General features: G+C 68.1%; 13 protein-coding genes. 8 read left to right on the top strand and 5 right to left on the bottom strand.

Going from position 1 to position 14,268, the window contains the following annotated elements; genetic code table 11:
• The first annotated feature begins 3 nt into the window (after positions 1 to 3).
• Entirely contained in the window at positions 4 to 1,896 is a 1,893-nt protein-coding gene (locus AB0F44_RS16290) for a CHAT domain-containing protein (protein WP_357357099.1), read from the top strand.
• 410 nt (positions 1,897 to 2,306) lie between these two features.
• Here the strand turns inward: AB0F44_RS16290 and AB0F44_RS16285 are convergent, their stop codons facing one another.
• The 3 genes from AB0F44_RS16285 to AB0F44_RS16275 all read right to left on the bottom strand — a co-directional run bounded on the left by AB0F44_RS16285 (position 2,307) and on the right by AB0F44_RS16275 (position 6,374).
• Positions 2,307 to 2,924, bottom strand: a complete 618-nt coding sequence (locus tag AB0F44_RS16285) for a DUF5317 family protein (protein WP_357357097.1) — start codon at positions 2,922 to 2,924, stop codon at positions 2,307 to 2,309.
• 394 nt (positions 2,925 to 3,318) lie between these two features.
• Positions 3,319 to 5,376 (bottom strand): acyltransferase family protein, encoded by a 2,058-nt coding sequence (locus AB0F44_RS16280; RefSeq protein ID WP_357357095.1) that lies wholly within the window; start codon positions 5,374 to 5,376, stop codon positions 3,319 to 3,321.
• Positions 5,377 to 5,579: 203 nt separating this feature from the next.
• Positions 5,580 to 6,374 (bottom strand): deoxyribonuclease IV, encoded by a 795-nt coding sequence (locus tag AB0F44_RS16275; protein ID WP_355020408.1) that lies wholly within the window; start codon positions 6,372 to 6,374, stop codon positions 5,580 to 5,582.
• A 71-nt stretch (positions 6,375 to 6,445) separates the two neighbouring features.
• Here AB0F44_RS16275 and AB0F44_RS16270 point away from each other — a divergent pair, with 71 nt between their 5' ends.
• The 7 genes from AB0F44_RS16270 (at position 6,446) to rplI (ending at position 12,099) form a co-directional block, all read left to right on the top strand.
• Entirely contained in the window at positions 6,446 to 6,766 is a 321-nt protein-coding gene (locus AB0F44_RS16270) for a metal-sensitive transcriptional regulator (protein WP_008355454.1), read from the top strand.
• A gap of 33 nt (positions 6,767 to 6,799) precedes the next feature.
• The gene (locus AB0F44_RS16265) at positions 6,800 to 7,003 is read left to right on the top strand and encodes a heavy-metal-associated domain-containing protein (protein WP_141801970.1); all 204 of its coding nucleotides are present in this window, start codon (positions 6,800 to 6,802) and stop codon (positions 7,001 to 7,003) included.
• A 5-nt stretch (positions 7,004 to 7,008) separates the two neighbouring features.
• Positions 7,009 to 10,185 (top strand): heavy metal translocating P-type ATPase, encoded by a 3,177-nt coding sequence (locus tag AB0F44_RS16260; protein ID WP_357357092.1) that lies wholly within the window; start codon positions 7,009 to 7,011, stop codon positions 10,183 to 10,185.
• A 103-nt stretch (positions 10,186 to 10,288) separates the two neighbouring features.
• Positions 10,289 to 10,576, top strand: a complete 288-nt coding sequence (gene rpsF / locus AB0F44_RS16255; protein WP_091044123.1) for a 30S ribosomal protein S6 — start codon at positions 10,289 to 10,291, stop codon at positions 10,574 to 10,576.
• Positions 10,577 to 10,700: 124 nt separating this feature from the next.
• Positions 10,701 to 11,300: a single-stranded DNA-binding protein gene (locus tag AB0F44_RS16250; RefSeq protein ID WP_357357091.1), complete on the top strand. Its 600-nt coding sequence runs from the start codon at positions 10,701 to 10,703 to the stop codon at positions 11,298 to 11,300.
• A gap of 98 nt (positions 11,301 to 11,398) precedes the next feature.
• A complete protein-coding gene (rpsR, locus tag AB0F44_RS16245; protein ID WP_008355445.1) occupies positions 11,399 to 11,635 on the top strand; it encodes a 30S ribosomal protein S18 in 237 nt (78 codons plus the stop codon).
• An 11-nt stretch (positions 11,636 to 11,646) separates the two neighbouring features.
• Complete coding sequence (gene rplI / locus AB0F44_RS16240) at positions 11,647 to 12,099, top strand: 50S ribosomal protein L9 (RefSeq protein ID WP_141801967.1); 453 nt, start codon at positions 11,647 to 11,649, stop codon at positions 12,097 to 12,099.
• A gap of 51 nt (positions 12,100 to 12,150) precedes the next feature.
• Here the strand turns inward: rplI and AB0F44_RS16235 are convergent, their stop codons facing one another.
• Both AB0F44_RS16235 and AB0F44_RS16230 read right to left on the bottom strand, forming a co-directional pair.
• The gene (locus AB0F44_RS16235; protein ID WP_357357089.1) at positions 12,151 to 12,726 is read right to left on the bottom strand and encodes a DinB family protein; all 576 of its coding nucleotides are present in this window, start codon (positions 12,724 to 12,726) and stop codon (positions 12,151 to 12,153) included.
• 56 nt (positions 12,727 to 12,782) lie between these two features.
• Positions 12,783 to 14,138 (bottom strand): MATE family efflux transporter, encoded by a 1,356-nt coding sequence (locus tag AB0F44_RS16230; protein WP_357357087.1) that lies wholly within the window; start codon positions 14,136 to 14,138, stop codon positions 12,783 to 12,785.
• Between the last annotated feature and the right edge of the window lie 130 nt (positions 14,139 to 14,268).

Raw genomic sequence — 14,268 nt, 5'->3', positions numbered from 1 at the left:
CTGATGGAGTCGTCGTACGACCTCCAGGCTGCAGCCGGGCCGCTGGTGAAGGCAGTGTGTGACGCGGATCGGGCCGAGGTGCTGATGGCGGCGGGGCTGACGCGGCAGGGTGGCGAGATGCTCCGGCAGGCGGCAGAGGCCTACGGATCGAAGGGCCAGCGGCAGCGGCAGGGAGAGGCTGAGTTGGTGCTGGCATCTCATCTGGTCGCGACCGATCCGGTCGAGGCGGAGCGGGTGGCACGCTCGGCGCTGGGCTGGTTCGAGGAGGCGCGAGCGCCGGGACTGGCGTTGCGAGCGCGGGCGGTGGCGTTCGAGGCGGCCGTGACGGCGGGCCAAGGTGCGAGCGAGGACGGCGAGTCGCTGGCCAGTCCGCTCGAGGAACAAGGCCTGAACTGGCCGGCGCTCCGAGTGCGCTTGCAGGCTCGGCTCGCGCGCATCCGTTCGGCAGAGAACGCCGGCCTGCCGACGAGACCAGCGAGCGGCAGGGTCATCGGCCCGGTCCCGCCCGAGGCGCCCATCGACATCCGTCTTCTGGAGCGAGAGCTCAGAGCCGAGCTGGCGGTGGCCGCGGACCGAGCTGTGGCTGGGCTCCGCGAGATTCGGGCGGGGCTCGACGAGTTTCATCGGTGGCAGAGTTCGTTCGGAAGCCTGGACCTGCAGACCAACGTTGCCGGACACGGCCGCACCCTCGCTCGCCGGGGTTTGGAGCTGGCCGTCGACTCAGGCGATGCGGATGTGCTCTTCGAATGGTCGGAGCGTGCTCGGATGTTGGCGTCAAGGGTCCAATCGGTGCGCCCGCCGTCAGACCCGGCGTTGGCCGAGATGCTTGCCGAGCTGCGTGGCGGCGTCGCTGCTGAACGGGAAGCACAACTCAGGCAAGAGATTCGGGAGCGCGCTTGGCAGGTCAAAGGTTCGGGTCAGGTGGCTGATCCGATCTCCTTGAGCGACCTGCAAGAGCGCCTCGACGAGTGTGCCCTGGTGGCTTATGTCGTCGCAGCGGAGCGCGTCGTCGCTCTCGTGGTGACCGCCGATGCTGTGAAGCGTGTCGACCTCGGCGACAGCGGGTCCCTCCGTGGAATGCTGGGCGGCCTTCTGCCCGATCTCGACGTAGCGGCTACGCACCTGCCGGGTCCTCTTGGCGCTGCTGTGCGCGGCGACCTCGTAGACCGCATGGTTCGGCTCTCGAACATGTTGGTCGCTCCACTGATCGACTACATCGGCGATAGGCCGGTCGTTCTCACACCGTCTGCGGTCTTGGCGCCCGTCCCTTGGACTCTGCTGACGGGATTCGTTGGCAGGCCGGTCACCGTGGCACAGAGCGCCACAACCTGGTTGGCCCGCGGAGCCACTCCAGTACGGCTGGACTCAGCCGGATTCGTTGCCGGACCCCGCGTGATGAGGGCGCCGGATGAAGTCACAGGGAGCGCTGCCTCCTGGCCCGGTGCGCGGTGCCTTACCGGCGATGAGGCCTCAGCCGACGCGGTGGCGAGCCTCGCCCAGGAGGTCGACGTACTGCACATCGCTGCCCACGGGCGTCACTCGGCCGAGAACCCGCTCTTCTCAGGCGTCGAGCTGACCGACGGCGCTTGGCACGGTTACGACATCGATCTTCTTGCCGCAGTTCCTGACGTCGTACTGCTGTCGGCGTGCGAGGTCGGGCGGTCGAACGTCCGGTGGGGCGAGGAACTGATTGGCCTCGTCGGTGCCTGGCTCCACGCGGGCACTCGGGTGGTGATCGCCTCACCGGCGGTTGTGGCGGACGAGGTCGCACACAAGGTCTTCAGTGACCTCCACGCTGGGCTCGCCAAGGGCCTGGTCCCTGCGGAGGCACTCGCTGGTGCCGTTCCAGCAGCAGACGCTGACTCCGCGCCTGCCCCGTTCGTCTGCTTCTCGTAGGACGCCGCGATCAACGTAGATGGGTGAGGACCGGCCCGGCCCTCACCCATCCAATCGGGGCTTAGGTAGGCCTGTTGTGTGGCGCCGCGAAAGCGTAGATCGCCAGTGCCGTAGTGACGGCGGTCGTTGCCGCAAGGTATGCGCGTGCCTTGAGTTCGTTCGTGCTCATCTGCTCCTCCTCTCGAGCGTCGGCTTCTCGACGCGGTGGCCAACTGAAGAGCACATCGCGTCGGATGTAGTCGAGGCGGCGAAGTTCGGGCCTAGTTCGGCTTGTTATGCGGGGCGGCGAGGGCGTAGACGGCCAGGGCCGTCGTGACGGCGGTGGTGGCCGCGAGGTAAGCGCGGGACTTGAGGCCGTTCATCGACATCAGCGGTTTCCTCCTCTCTTGGGTAGAGGCGAATCGGTGCGATTACACCGACGATTCGGTGGGCGCCTCCGGGGCAGCGACGGGTTCGGATACCGAGGTGTCGGATCTATAGCAAGCGACGATCAGCAGAACCAGTCCGGCGATGAGGAGAAGATCGCCGACGCTGAGAACCTTCATCAGCACCGGAACTGGGATGATGTCAGCCAGCGGGATCCAGAGCTGGGACACGTCATCCAACCGTATGTATCCAGGTGCATCAGTCACCAACTCCGCGTCGGAGTAGCCCGCGACCCGTGCGCCTGGGAGGCTGTAAGGCATCGCTCCAAGGGCAGCGATGGGTATGGAGTTGGATGCGGTTCCGAGCGGGATAAGCGAGAGCGCCCATCGGCCAGAGCGCCGGGACCAAAGTGAGCGATTCAGCCAGCAGAATCCAACTGCGATGAGCACGACGAAGACGGCGTATGCACGCCGCTCAAGGGCCGCTGGAACCTGCTCGGGCCACCATCCCTCGACTTGTACGAACTGGAGGGCTGCGGCCAGAACAATCAGCCATTTGCCTCGGAGGTTCGTCAGCGACGCTGCGACGTTGGGGCGGGCGACGATGATGAGGCCGATGACTGCTGGCAGCACCATCAGCGTGAGCATTCCTGGGCCGGGCATGCGTAGCAGGCTAGTGGCGTCGTGCAGCACCCGGGAGGGGAACGAGGCAACTCGCGTTGGGCCGCTGGAGGTGCTGACGGGCGGCTTGAGCACGGCGGGAAGAAAATTCTTGAAGACCTTGTATCAGCGGGTCTGCCGCGTACTCCTTGGGACTGTCCGGACCGAGATTCGGGGGAATTCGGTTCGGACGCTGGCGCCGCCGCCTTGGGGGAGGCAGGCGGTTTCGGGGCCGCAGCGTGGGTTGGGCAAGAGGGGGATGCCCAACCTGCGTCGGTCCGAGACGTGGGCCGGGCGGGGCGGTGAGGGGACTGACTGCCCCGCCCGGCAACTTTCGATTCTCCCGCTCCGGAACCGCTACGGCAATGGCTCCGCCGGTCCAGAACTGAAATGTGTTCTAGGCGGAACGGTCCAGGCGTCCGAGCCGATGCCCGAGCGCCGGGGTGACCCGGTCGACCCAGGTCGCGGTGATGTGGGAGTCGTCGTAGTAGGTGACGACGTCGCCGACGACGAGCGGGCAGCGCTCGGTGCAGACGAGGTCGACGATGTCGACGTACGCCGCCTCGGTCCCCTTGAGCGCGTCCTGGGTCACCTCGTTGGAGTCGACCTCGGTGCCGTCGGCCTTCACGACGCAGTCCTCGAGGAGGTTGCGGGCGTCGGAGAGGCACTCGCCGGGGTCGTTGTCGACGGAGGGGACATCGGCGAAGACGCGTACGTCCGGGGTGATCTTCTCGAAGTCGGCGACGCCGTCGCGTACGCCCTCGCGCCACTGCTCCTCGGTCGAGACGCCGTCGCGCTCCTCCATGTCGAGCATGCCGCGGGCGCCGACGACGATCGTGTCCGGGGCGAGCTCGGCGATCTGCTCGTTGGTCCACTTCCGGAAGTCCTCGCACTCGGCGACGGTCATCTTCGAGGACTTCTGCTTCACCCCGTACGCGGCGCAACCGAGCTTCACGAACGGGACCAGCTTCACGTTCTGGCGCTCGGCGAGGGTGTCGAGCGCCGGCAGCCACATCCCGATGTGGGAGTCGCCGACGACGGCCACGGTGCGGTCCGCCTTGCCGTCGCCGTAGACGCAGTCGCCGTCGAGCTTGGTCTCGCCGTAGCCCGCGTAGCAGTAGCCGCCGCGCTCGGCCCACGAGTCGGTGGCGTCGAACTCGACCTCCGGGGGCAGCGGTGCACCTTCCTCGGCGGCCTTGATCGTCTTCTTCAGCACGCCGGTGACCGGCTTGTCGTCGGTCTCGAGGACGTCCGGGTTCTCCTGGAACCATTCCTCGGCGTTGGCCTTGGCGACGTTGACCTGATAGCCCGCGTACGCCTGCGAGCTCGTGCCCGCGACCAGGGCGAGGGCGGCGGCAGCGGGCCAGAGGGCGAGCGCGCGGCGGCCCTTGGTGAGATGCGGGATCTTGTGGCGCTGGAACGGCATCTCGATCCAGTGGTAGCTCGCTGCGGAGGCGGCCAGGATGAGCGCCAGCATGATCAGCAACTGGCGGATGCCGCCGCCGGGGATCGCCTCGGGGGCGAGGATCAGGATCGGCCAGTGCCACAGGTAGAGGCTGAACGAGATGTCGCCGAGGTAGCGGAAGGGCTGCTTCGAGAGCAGCCAGCCGGTCGGGGTGGCGGGGCCGGCGACCAGGAGCGCGACCGTGGCGAGCACCGGTACCAGGGCGTGCCAGCCCGGGAAGTGGGTCGCTTCGCTGAAGTTGGCGGTGGCGTAGACGAGGGTGCCGACGCCGACGATGCCGAGGGCTGTCGCGGCGAGACGACCGGTCCGCGTCGCGCTCGTGGCGACCTGCAGACGTCCCGCGAGGCAGGCGAGCAGGGCGCCGGCGGCGAGCTCGAAAGCCCGGGCGGGCGTGGAGAAGTAGGCCGTTGTCGGGTCTGCGGCGGTGGCGTGCAGCGACCAGGCGAAGCTGACCACCGCCACGAGCGCGGCGAGCGCGGTGATCGCCCGGCGGCGGTGGTGCTTCGGGATCCAGAGGGCGACGGCGAGCACCAGCAGCGGCCAGACGACGTAGAACTGCTCCTCGACCGAGAGCGACCAGTAGTGCTGGAACGGCGACGGCGCGGCGTTGTTGAAGTAGTCGACGGCTTCCTTGGCGAAGTGCACGTTGGCCAGGAAGACCGCCGCCCAGCCTGCGTCTCCCGCGATCTGGTCGGTGCGGGTCTGGGGCAGGACGATCGCGCTGTAGGTGAGTACGACCAGCATCGTCGCGGTCGCCGCCGGCAGGATCCGGCGGGCGCGGCGGGCGTAGAACTGGCTGATGCTGACCGTGCCGCTGCGGTCGGTCTCACGCAGCAGCAGGGTGGTGATCAGGAACCCGGAGAGGACGAAGAAGACGTCGACTCCGACGAATCCACCCTCGAACCCGGAGAGCCCCGCATGTCCTGCGATCACCAGACCGACAGCGACGGCACGGAGACCTTGAATATCGGCGCGCCAGTTCGAACTCATTCGGAGGACGATATGTCAATGGCCCTGTTGGGTCATAGTCGACAGTCCCGCTGGGCGGTCCGATTCTCAGCCGAATCTTCACCTCTGGTGGGCGAGACCGCAGCTGTGGCGAACGAATCTTCGGTCGTGGCGGACCCATGTGCGATTTCGTCCGTCAGAACTCAAGACTCGGCTGACAGAAGTGAAGATTCGGTGAGAATCGGTCAGAGTCGGTCGCGGAGCCAGGCGAAGTCGCTGGCGTGCTCGGCGGCACCGCCCGGGGTCTCGCAGATCACCGGGGCGCCGGCGTCGCGAACCACGCCGGCGAGGAGGTCAGGGTCGATGCGGCCGGCACCGAAGTTGGCATGGCGGTCGGCGCCCGAGTCGAACTCGTCGCGGGAGTCGTTGCAGTGGACCAGATCGATGCGGCCGGTGATCTTGCGTACGTCCTCGACCACCGTCTCGAGCGGGTTGCCGCCGGCGTGCGCGTGGCAGGTGTCGAGGCAGAAGCCGACGTTCTCGGCGCCTTCGGCGGTGGAGATGGCTTCCCAGACGCCGGCGATCCGGTCGAGGTAGCGCGCCATCGCGTTGTCGCCGCCAGCGGTGTTCTCGATCAGGAGCGGGACCTTGATGTCGGTCGCCTCGATCGCCTTGCGCCAGTTGTCGAAGCCCTTCGCCGGGTCGTCGTCCTTGTTGACGTGACCGCCGTGGACGATCAGGCCCTTGGCGCCGACCTCGGCCGCGGTGTCCATGTGCTGCTGGAGGAGCTTGCGGCTCGGGATCCGGATCCGGTTGTTCGTCGTGGCGACGTTGATGATGTAGGGCGCGTGGACGTAGAGATCGACACCCTGCTCCTCCGCGCGGGCCTTGAGTGCGGCTGCGCCGTCGGCGTACGTCACCACCGGGCCCTTGTAGGACTGCGGATCACCCAGGAAGAACTGCACCAGGCTCGCGCCGCGCGCGGTCGCCTCGGCGACGGGGTCGGTCTGGTCTACGTGGGCACCGATCGCAACAGCCATGGGCCCAGTCTAGGACGCGGCACCGACATCCGCGGCTTGACTTCATACCTTACGGGGGTATGGTAGGCGGCATGGACGAGCACACCGGGCCCGAAGGCCACGCGGATCACGGATACCTCCACAACAAGAACAAAGAGGCCTATCTCAAGCGCCTCAAGCGCATCGAAGGTCAGGTGCGCGGGCTGCAGCGGATGGTCGAGGACGAGGCCTACTGCATCGACATCCTCACCCAGGTCTCCGCTTCGACCAAGGCGCTCCAGGCGGTCGCTCTCGGGCTGCTCGACGAGCACCTTGGTCACTGCGTCGCCGGCGCGGTCCAGAACGGTGGCGCCGAGGCCGACGAGAAGCTCGCCGAGGCTTCTGCCGCGATCGCTCGCCTCGTCCGGTCCTGATTGTCAACAATCCAACAACCTAGAGAGATTCTCATGAGCACCCAGAACTTCACTGTCGTCGGTATGACCTGCGGACACTGCGCCTCCTCCGTCACCGAAGAGGTCACCGAGATCGCTGGCGTGAGCAACGTCGACGTCGACCTGGCCTCCGGCAACGTCACCGTCACCGCCGCTGAGCCGATCTCGGACGACGCCATTCGCGCGGCCGTCGAGGAGGCCGGCTACTCGCTGGCCTGATCATGATGACCCCCACCGCCGCGAATCCGACCGAGCAACAGCTCGAGATCGAGGGCATGACCTGCGCGAGCTGCGTACGCCGTGTCACCAAGGCCATCAGCCGTGTCGAGGGTGTCGAGGACGCCAACGTCAACCTCGCCACCGAGTCCGCCCTCGTGCACTTCGACCCCGCCCGCACCGACCTCGCCGAGATCAGCGCCGCCATCGAGAAGGCGGGCTATCAGGCCGTCCTGCGATCGTCGACTGTCGACAATCCGCAGGAGCCTCAGGCAGACGAGACTGCGACGTCTGAGTCGGGTCGTGACGTACGCCGCGCGGAAGAGCTCGTCCAGCTCAAGCGGCGGTGGGTCACGGCCCTGGCGGTGGGGCTCGGCCTGATGGCCTTGATGTACATCCCGCTTCCTGTCGACGCCATGGAGCCGGTGATGTCGATCGTGCTCGTGGTCGCCGCGGTCACCCAGTGGTGGGCGGGTCGTGACATCTACGTCGCGGCGGTTCGAGGCGCACGCCACGGATCGGTCGACATGAACACCCTGGTCACGCTCGGTACCGGCATCGCCTTCGCCTACAGCGCCTTCGTGACCCTGTGGATGGGGCAGGCCGAGGCATGGGGCCTGCCGCTCCACCTCTACTTCGAGACCGCCCTGGTCATCGTCGCGCTGGTGCTGATGGGCCGCTGGCTCGAGGCACGGGCCAAGTCGCGTACGGCCGACGCGGTCAAGGCTCTCGTCGGCCTGATGCCGGAGACGGCCACGGTCATCCGCAACGGTCGTGACGTCACGGTCCCGGTCGCGAACCTGCAGGTCAACGACAGGATCCGCGTACGCGCCGGGGAGAAGGTCCCGGTCGACGGCCGCATCGTCGCCGGTGCGTCCTACGTCGACGAGTCGATGCTCACCGGCGAGAGCGACCCGGTGCGGAAGGCCGAGGGCGACATCGTCATCGGCGCGACGATCAACCAGACCGGCTCGTTCGAGTTCGAGGCGACCGCGGTCGGCTCCGAGACCACGCTGGCGCAGATCATCGCGATGGTCGAGTCGGCCCAGGGCTCCGGCACCAAGCTGCAGCGCCTGGCCGACCGGGTCTCGGCGGTGTTCGTGCCCGCCGTCCTCGTCGTCGCGGCGCTGACCTTCATCGGCTGGCTGGTCCTCGGCCCCGACGCCGAGCGTCTGACCAGCGCCGTCACCGCGGCCATCGCGGTCCTCATCATCGCCTGCCCCTGCGCCTTGGGCCTGGCCACGCCGGCAGCCGTCATGGTCGGCGCCGGCCGGGCGGCCGAGCTCGGCGTACTCGTCGGCTCGGGCGAGACCCTGGAGCGCGCCCGCTCCGTCACCGCCATCGTCTTCGACAAGACCGGCACGATCACCCACGGCAAGCCCGAGGTCTCCGACATCACCCCGGCTCCGGGCTGGACGCGCGACGAGCTGGTCCGGATCGCCGCCGCCGCCGAGACCGGCAGCGACCACCCCCTGGCCACCGCCCTCCGGGCTCGTGCCGAGGCATCGGCCGACACCGTGGACGTGGCGGTCTCGGCGTTCGAGGCCCACCCGGGCCGTGGGATCAGCGCGGACGTCGACGGGCGCCGGGTCGTCGTCGGCAACTCGGCGATGCTCGCCGATGAGGGCATCGACGCCACCGACAACGGCTCGGTCCTGATCGCGGTCGACGGTGCGTACGCCGGCTCGATCCGGGTCGCGGACCAGGTCCGCGACGAGGCCAAGGAGACCGTGCGCCTGCTCGAGGAGTCGGGCGTCGAGGTGCACATCCTCAGCGGCGACGCTGCCGCGACGGTGGCGAAGGTGGCCGACGAGGTCGGCGTACGCCACGCCGCCGGCGGCCTGCTGCCCGAGCAGAAGCTCGCCCGGATCCAGCAGCTCCAGGACGAGGGCAAGGTCGTCGCGATGGTCGGCGACGGGATCAACGACGCCCCGGCGCTGGCCCAGGCCGACGTCGGGATCGCGATCGGCACCGGCACCGACGTCGCCCTGGCGGCCTCCGACATCACCCTGGTCGGCGGCGACCTCCGCGGTGTGGTCACCGCGCTGGCGCTCTCCCGGCGCACCGTCGCGACGATCAAGCAGGGCCTGTTCTGGGCGTTCGCCTACAACGTGCTCCTCATCCCCGTTGCCGCGCTCGCCCTTCTCGACCCGGTCCTCGCCGGCGCCGCGATGGCGATGAGCTCGGTCAGCGTGGTCACCAACGCGCTGCGTCTGCGCGGCTTCCGCCGCCCGGAGACCCCCGAGGCGTACGCCGGCCGGGGCTTCGTCACCCGCGTCCGCGACGGTGGATATCTCCTGGGCACGGCCATGATCGCGATCTCGATCGGGGCCGGTCTGACCTACCTCTCGCGCACCGAGCCCGCGCAGCGCGGGATGAACGGCATCCTGGAGTGGGCGCAGGGGATGAGCCCGATGCGGCCGTCGATGACGGAGATGCACGAGGTCGACATCGCCCCAGTCGCCTCCGACGAGTCGGGCATCGACGTCGCGATCACCCAGCGTGAGGGTGGGCTCCGGTTCCTCGTCACGGACGCGACGACCGGCGACCCGGTGACCGACCTCGGTCGCACCCACCAGGCCTGGATGCACGTCATCGTGACCAGCCAGGACCTCTCCTGGTTCCGCCACCTCCACGCCGAGCCGACCGGACGTCCGGGCGAGCTCGAGACCGACGTGACCTTCCCTGCCGGAGGCACCTACCGCGTCGACACCGAGTTCCGGCGCCGGGCCGACATGGCCGACGTGCTCGACCGGCAGCAGCTCACCATCGCAGGTACGCAGCCCCCGGCTGTTCCGCTGGAGGCGAGCCCGAGATCGTCGACTGTCGACAATCTCACCGTCACGCTCGAGGGCACGCCGGTCGCCGACCAGCAGAGCGACCTGCACCTCAGGTTCGAGGACAGCACCGGGAAGGTCGTCGACGATCTACAGCCCTACCTCGGCGCGGCCGGCCACGTCGTGGTCATGAGCGCGGACGGCGAGACGTTCGTGCACGGTCACGCCGAAGGCGACGAGCTGGCGGTCCCCGGCGCCTCGTTCGGGCCCGAGCTCGGGTTGCACCTGGACGTACCGAAGGCTGGTCTCTACCGCCTCTGGGCCCAGTTCCGGCTCGGCAACGGCGAGGTGATCACGGTGCCGTTCACGGTCGAGGCCGTGGATTCGGCCACGCAAACCGCTGGTTGATACCCTGACTCGTCCCTCTCCACAGATGGAGATGGGACATCGCATCAGCCCTCCTGCCATGGAGAGACCATGGCCGCCGAGTCCGTAGGAGGTGGAGAACGCTATGCGCGCCTATGAAGTAATGGTGATCCTCGAGCCCAGCCTCGATGAGCGCACCGTCGCCCCGACCCTTGACAAGTTCCTGAAGGTCGTCACCACTGATGGTGGCACCGTCGAGAACGTTGACGTCTGGGGACGCCGTCGTCTGGCCTATGAGGTCAACAAGAACGCCGAGGGCATCTACGCCGTCGTCAACCTGACCGCCGAGCCCAAGACCGTTCTGGAGCTCGACCGCCAGCTTGGCCTCAACGAGCAGATCCTGCGTACGAAGGTCATCCGTCCGTCCAAGTGACGCGGATGTCACCGTCGGTAATTGTCGGTGCCGGGTCCTATGTTTGGACCCACACGGCCAGTTCACATTTATTTGGAACTCCTGAACCGACACCGACACCCAGATCAGACTCAAGGGAGATCTCATGGCAGGCGACACCGTCATCACCGTGATCGGCAACCTCACCGACGACCCGGAGCTTCGCTTCACACCGTCCGGTGCAGCCGTTGCCAACTTCACGATTGCTTCGACGCCCAGCAGCTTCAACCGGCAGACCAACGCGTGGGAGGACGGGGAGACCCTCTTCCTGCGCTGCTCGATCTGGCGCCAGGCTGCTGAGAACGTCGCCGAGTCCCTGCAGCGCGGCATGCGTGTCGTCGCTCAAGGTCGCCTGAAGTCGAGGTCCTACGAGACGCGTGAGGGCGAGAAGCGCACTGTCTTCGAGCTCGAGTGCGACGAGATCGGTCCCTCGCTCCGCTACGCGACCGCCAAGGTCACCAAGGCCAGCCGCCAGTCCGGCGGCCAGGGTGGTGGCGGCGGTTACAACCAAGGTGGCGGCAGCGGTGGCTACAACCAGGGCGGCGGCTACGGCGGTCCCCAGGGCGGTGGCCAGCAGGCTCCGGCCGGTGGCAACGACCCGTGGGCCTCGCCGGCTCCGCAGCAGCCCGCCAACGCGGGCGGCGGCGCGCCGGCCAACGACCCGTGGGCGACCCCGGGCGTGGGCAACGACGAGCCTCCCTTCTGATCAACAGATCCATATTTCCGAATCCCTCAACCATTCCGGTACTCAACCCATATGCCGCTCCGCGGCTGGGGCCGGGCTTCTAGAAAGGAAGCACCACAATGGCCAAGGCAGTGATTCGCAAGCCTAAGAAGAAGGTTTGCCAGTTCTGCAAGGAGAAGGCGACCGGTGTCGACTACAAGGACGCCACCCTGCTCCGTAAGTTCATCTCCGACCGCGGCAAGATCCGCGCCCGTCGCGTGACCGGCAACTGCGTCCAGCACCAGCGCGACGTGGCCATCGCCGTCAAGAACGCGCGCGAGGTTGCTCTGCTGCCCTACACCTCCACCGGTCGCTGAGGAGGATCGACATGGCAACCAAGATCATCCTTCAGCAGGAGGTCACCGGGCTGGGTTCCGCCGGTGACGTCGTCGAGGTCAAGGACGGCTACGCCCGCAACTACCTGATCCCGCGTGGCGACGCCATCCGTTGGAGCCGCGGCGCCGAGTCGCAGGCCGACTCCATCAAGGCTGCGCGCTCGGCTCGCTCCGTGCGCGACGAGGCTCACGCCGCCGAGATCAAGGGCAAGCTCGAGGCCAACACGGTCAACGTGAAGGTCCGCTCGGGCAAGGACGGCCGCCTCTACGGCGCCGTCACCGCCGCCGACATCGCCGCCGCGGTCTCCGAGACCACCGGCGAGTCGATCGACAAGCGCACCATCGCGCTGGGCAACCCGATCAAGGCGCTCGGTGCTCACGAGGTCTCCGTCAAGCTCCACGACGAGGTGTCCGCCAAGCTGGCCCTCAACGTGGTCCCCGCTTGATCTAGGGATTCACCCAGGCCCGCCTCCTCCGGGAGGCGGGCCTGTTCGTTTTCAGAACTTGTTCGCGAGGTCGGTCAGTTTGGCGACGTACGCCGGCCAGTCGTACTCCGACGGGATGTTGTCGCCCGACTTGCGCCAGCCGACTGCGCCGTCGGCCTCTTCGCGAAGGATGTCGGCCTGTCCGCCGTGGCCGGCGAGATCGGCGAAGAGGTGCACCAGGATCTGGTGCAGGGTGACTTCCTCGTTGCCCCAGTGCGGCACATGCCCGATGGCGTCCAGCGGCAGCGCCTCGATCGTCTCGTCACCGTGGGCGATGACCCGACGGTAGAGATCGATGATGCCCTCCATCGTCTCGTCCTCGGTGGCGTACCAGTCCGCCTGCGGGTCGATGTCCCACTGCTCGTCCGAGATCAGCTCCTCGGGATGCGGGAACGGACGCCCGAACGTCGCCCCGAGATAGACGGCCTCGACCCCGGTGACGTGCTTGATGATGCCGAGAAGGTTGGTGCCGGTCGGCGTACGCGGCAGCCGCGCCTCCCGCTCCGAGAGGCCCTCGACCTTGGAGATCAGCGCCTCGCGGCGAGCGTCGATGTACTTCTTCAAGGTGGTCTTCGGGTCAGTTGCCATGAGATGACCTTGGCGTGCGGCCGGTCTAGGCACAAGTGAGTATGTGGGACCGGTGCTCAGGCGCCGGTGACCAGCCAGCGGTCGCTTCGCGCACGGAGCGTCAGCACCACGAAGCGGGCGCCCATGAAGCCGACCGCGAAGGTGATCCACACCCACACCAACCCACCGCCGAGGGCGACGGCCAGTGCCACGAGCGGGACGTAGGCGACGAGGGTCCAGACCCCGCCCCAGGCCAGATAGCGCCCGTCGCCGGCGCCGATGAGCACCCCGTCGAGCACAAAGACGACGCCCGCGATCGGCTGTGCGATCGCCGCCACGATCACCACCGGCACCAACAGCTCCCGCACCGCCTGGTCCTCGGTGAAGAGCGCGCCGAGGAACGGTGAGAGGGAAGCCAGGAGTACGCCGGCGGCGATCCCGATCACGACACCCCACCACACCATCCGGGCCGTGATGGCCCGGGTCTCCTGGGTGTCGCCTGCCCCCAGCGACCGCCCGGTCAGCGCCTGTGCGGCGATCGCGATCGCATCGAGCACGAACGCCAGGAACGTCCACAGCGTGAAGGCGATCTGGTGGGTGGCCAGCCCGACGGCCTGGTCGCCGACGGCGAGATGGGTGACGGCGTACGTCGTGACCAGGAGCGCCATGCGCAGAGTCAGCGTGCGGACCACGAGCGGTACGCCGGCCCGCGCGGAGGCACGGATCCCGGGCATGTCCGGGCGCAGCGGCACGTCCCGGCTGCGGGCGGCCCGGACCACGACGTACGTCAGCATCCCGGCCGCCAGCACCTGTGCGATCACCGAGCCGATCGCCGAACCGGCGATGCCGAGTCCGGCGCCGTAGACGAGGGCGAGGTTGAGCACGATGTTGAGTACGTTGGCGACGACCGCCGCGATCAGCGGAGTCTTGGTGTCCTGCAGTCCACGGAGGACACCGGTGGCTGCGAGCATGATCAGCAGCGGTGTCACCCCGAGGACGGCGATCCGGAGGTAGGTCGTCGCGGGGCCGACCACCTCGTCGCCCGCGCCGACCGCCCGGCTGAGCGGCTCGGCCAGGACCATCACAGGAACCGTGACGACGACCCCGATGATGACCGCGAGCCAGATCCCGTCGATCCCCTGCCGGAGCGCACCGGCGGTGTCGCCGGCGCCGATGCGGCGGGCGACCGATGCTGTGGTGCCGTACGCGAGGAAGACGCAGAGCCCGACGATCGTCTGGAGCACGATGCCCGCGACACCGAGGCCGGCGAGCTCGCGTGTGCCGAGGTGGCCGACGATCGCGGAGTCCCCCAGCAGGAAGAGCGGCTCGGCGACGAGGGCCAGAAACGCGGGAATCGCGAGCCGCCAGATCTCCTTGTCGAGGCCTCGGCGGTCGGTCTTCGAGTAGCTCTTCGCATCCGCCGGCGTCGTCACGCTCCCAAGGTTAAACACCGTCGGCGCGGAGCGTTGTCCAGGGCAGGTGGAAAACCTGTGGAAAACGTCGTTGCGGCGCTATGTCGACAAAACGCCCAAGGGGGTACGGCGATCCCGGCCGTGAATCACG

It is taken from the genome of Nocardioides sp. NPDC023903 (genome assembly GCF_040639295.1).
Lineage (GTDB): Bacteria > Actinomycetota > Actinomycetes > Propionibacteriales > Nocardioidaceae > Nocardioides.
This window is presented reverse-complemented; position numbering and strand designations above follow the sequence as displayed.

Coding starts and splice junctions, on each gene's coding strand:
- AB0F44_RS16290 (WP_357357099.1), top strand. CDS start 4: ATGGAGTCGTCGTACGACCTCCAGGCTGCAGCCGGGCCGCTGGTGAAG.
- AB0F44_RS16285 (WP_357357097.1), bottom strand. CDS start 2,924: ATGCCCGGCCCAGGAATGCTCACGCTGATGGTGCTGCCAGCAGTCATC.
- AB0F44_RS16280 (WP_357357095.1), bottom strand. CDS start 5,376: ATGAGTTCGAACTGGCGCGCCGATATTCAAGGTCTCCGTGCCGTCGCT.
- AB0F44_RS16275 (WP_355020408.1), bottom strand. CDS start 6,374: ATGGCTGTTGCGATCGGTGCCCACGTAGACCAGACCGACCCCGTCGCC.
- AB0F44_RS16270 (WP_008355454.1), top strand. CDS start 6,446: ATGGACGAGCACACCGGGCCCGAAGGCCACGCGGATCACGGATACCTC.
- AB0F44_RS16265 (WP_141801970.1), top strand. CDS start 6,800: ATGAGCACCCAGAACTTCACTGTCGTCGGTATGACCTGCGGACACTGC.
- AB0F44_RS16260 (WP_357357092.1), top strand. CDS start 7,009: ATGACCCCCACCGCCGCGAATCCGACCGAGCAACAGCTCGAGATCGAG.
- rpsF (WP_091044123.1), top strand. CDS start 10,289: ATGCGCGCCTATGAAGTAATGGTGATCCTCGAGCCCAGCCTCGATGAG.
- AB0F44_RS16250 (WP_357357091.1), top strand. CDS start 10,701: ATGGCAGGCGACACCGTCATCACCGTGATCGGCAACCTCACCGACGAC.
- rpsR (WP_008355445.1), top strand. CDS start 11,399: ATGGCCAAGGCAGTGATTCGCAAGCCTAAGAAGAAGGTTTGCCAGTTC.
- rplI (WP_141801967.1), top strand. CDS start 11,647: ATGGCAACCAAGATCATCCTTCAGCAGGAGGTCACCGGGCTGGGTTCC.
- AB0F44_RS16235 (WP_357357089.1), bottom strand. CDS start 12,726: ATGGCAACTGACCCGAAGACCACCTTGAAGAAGTACATCGACGCTCGC.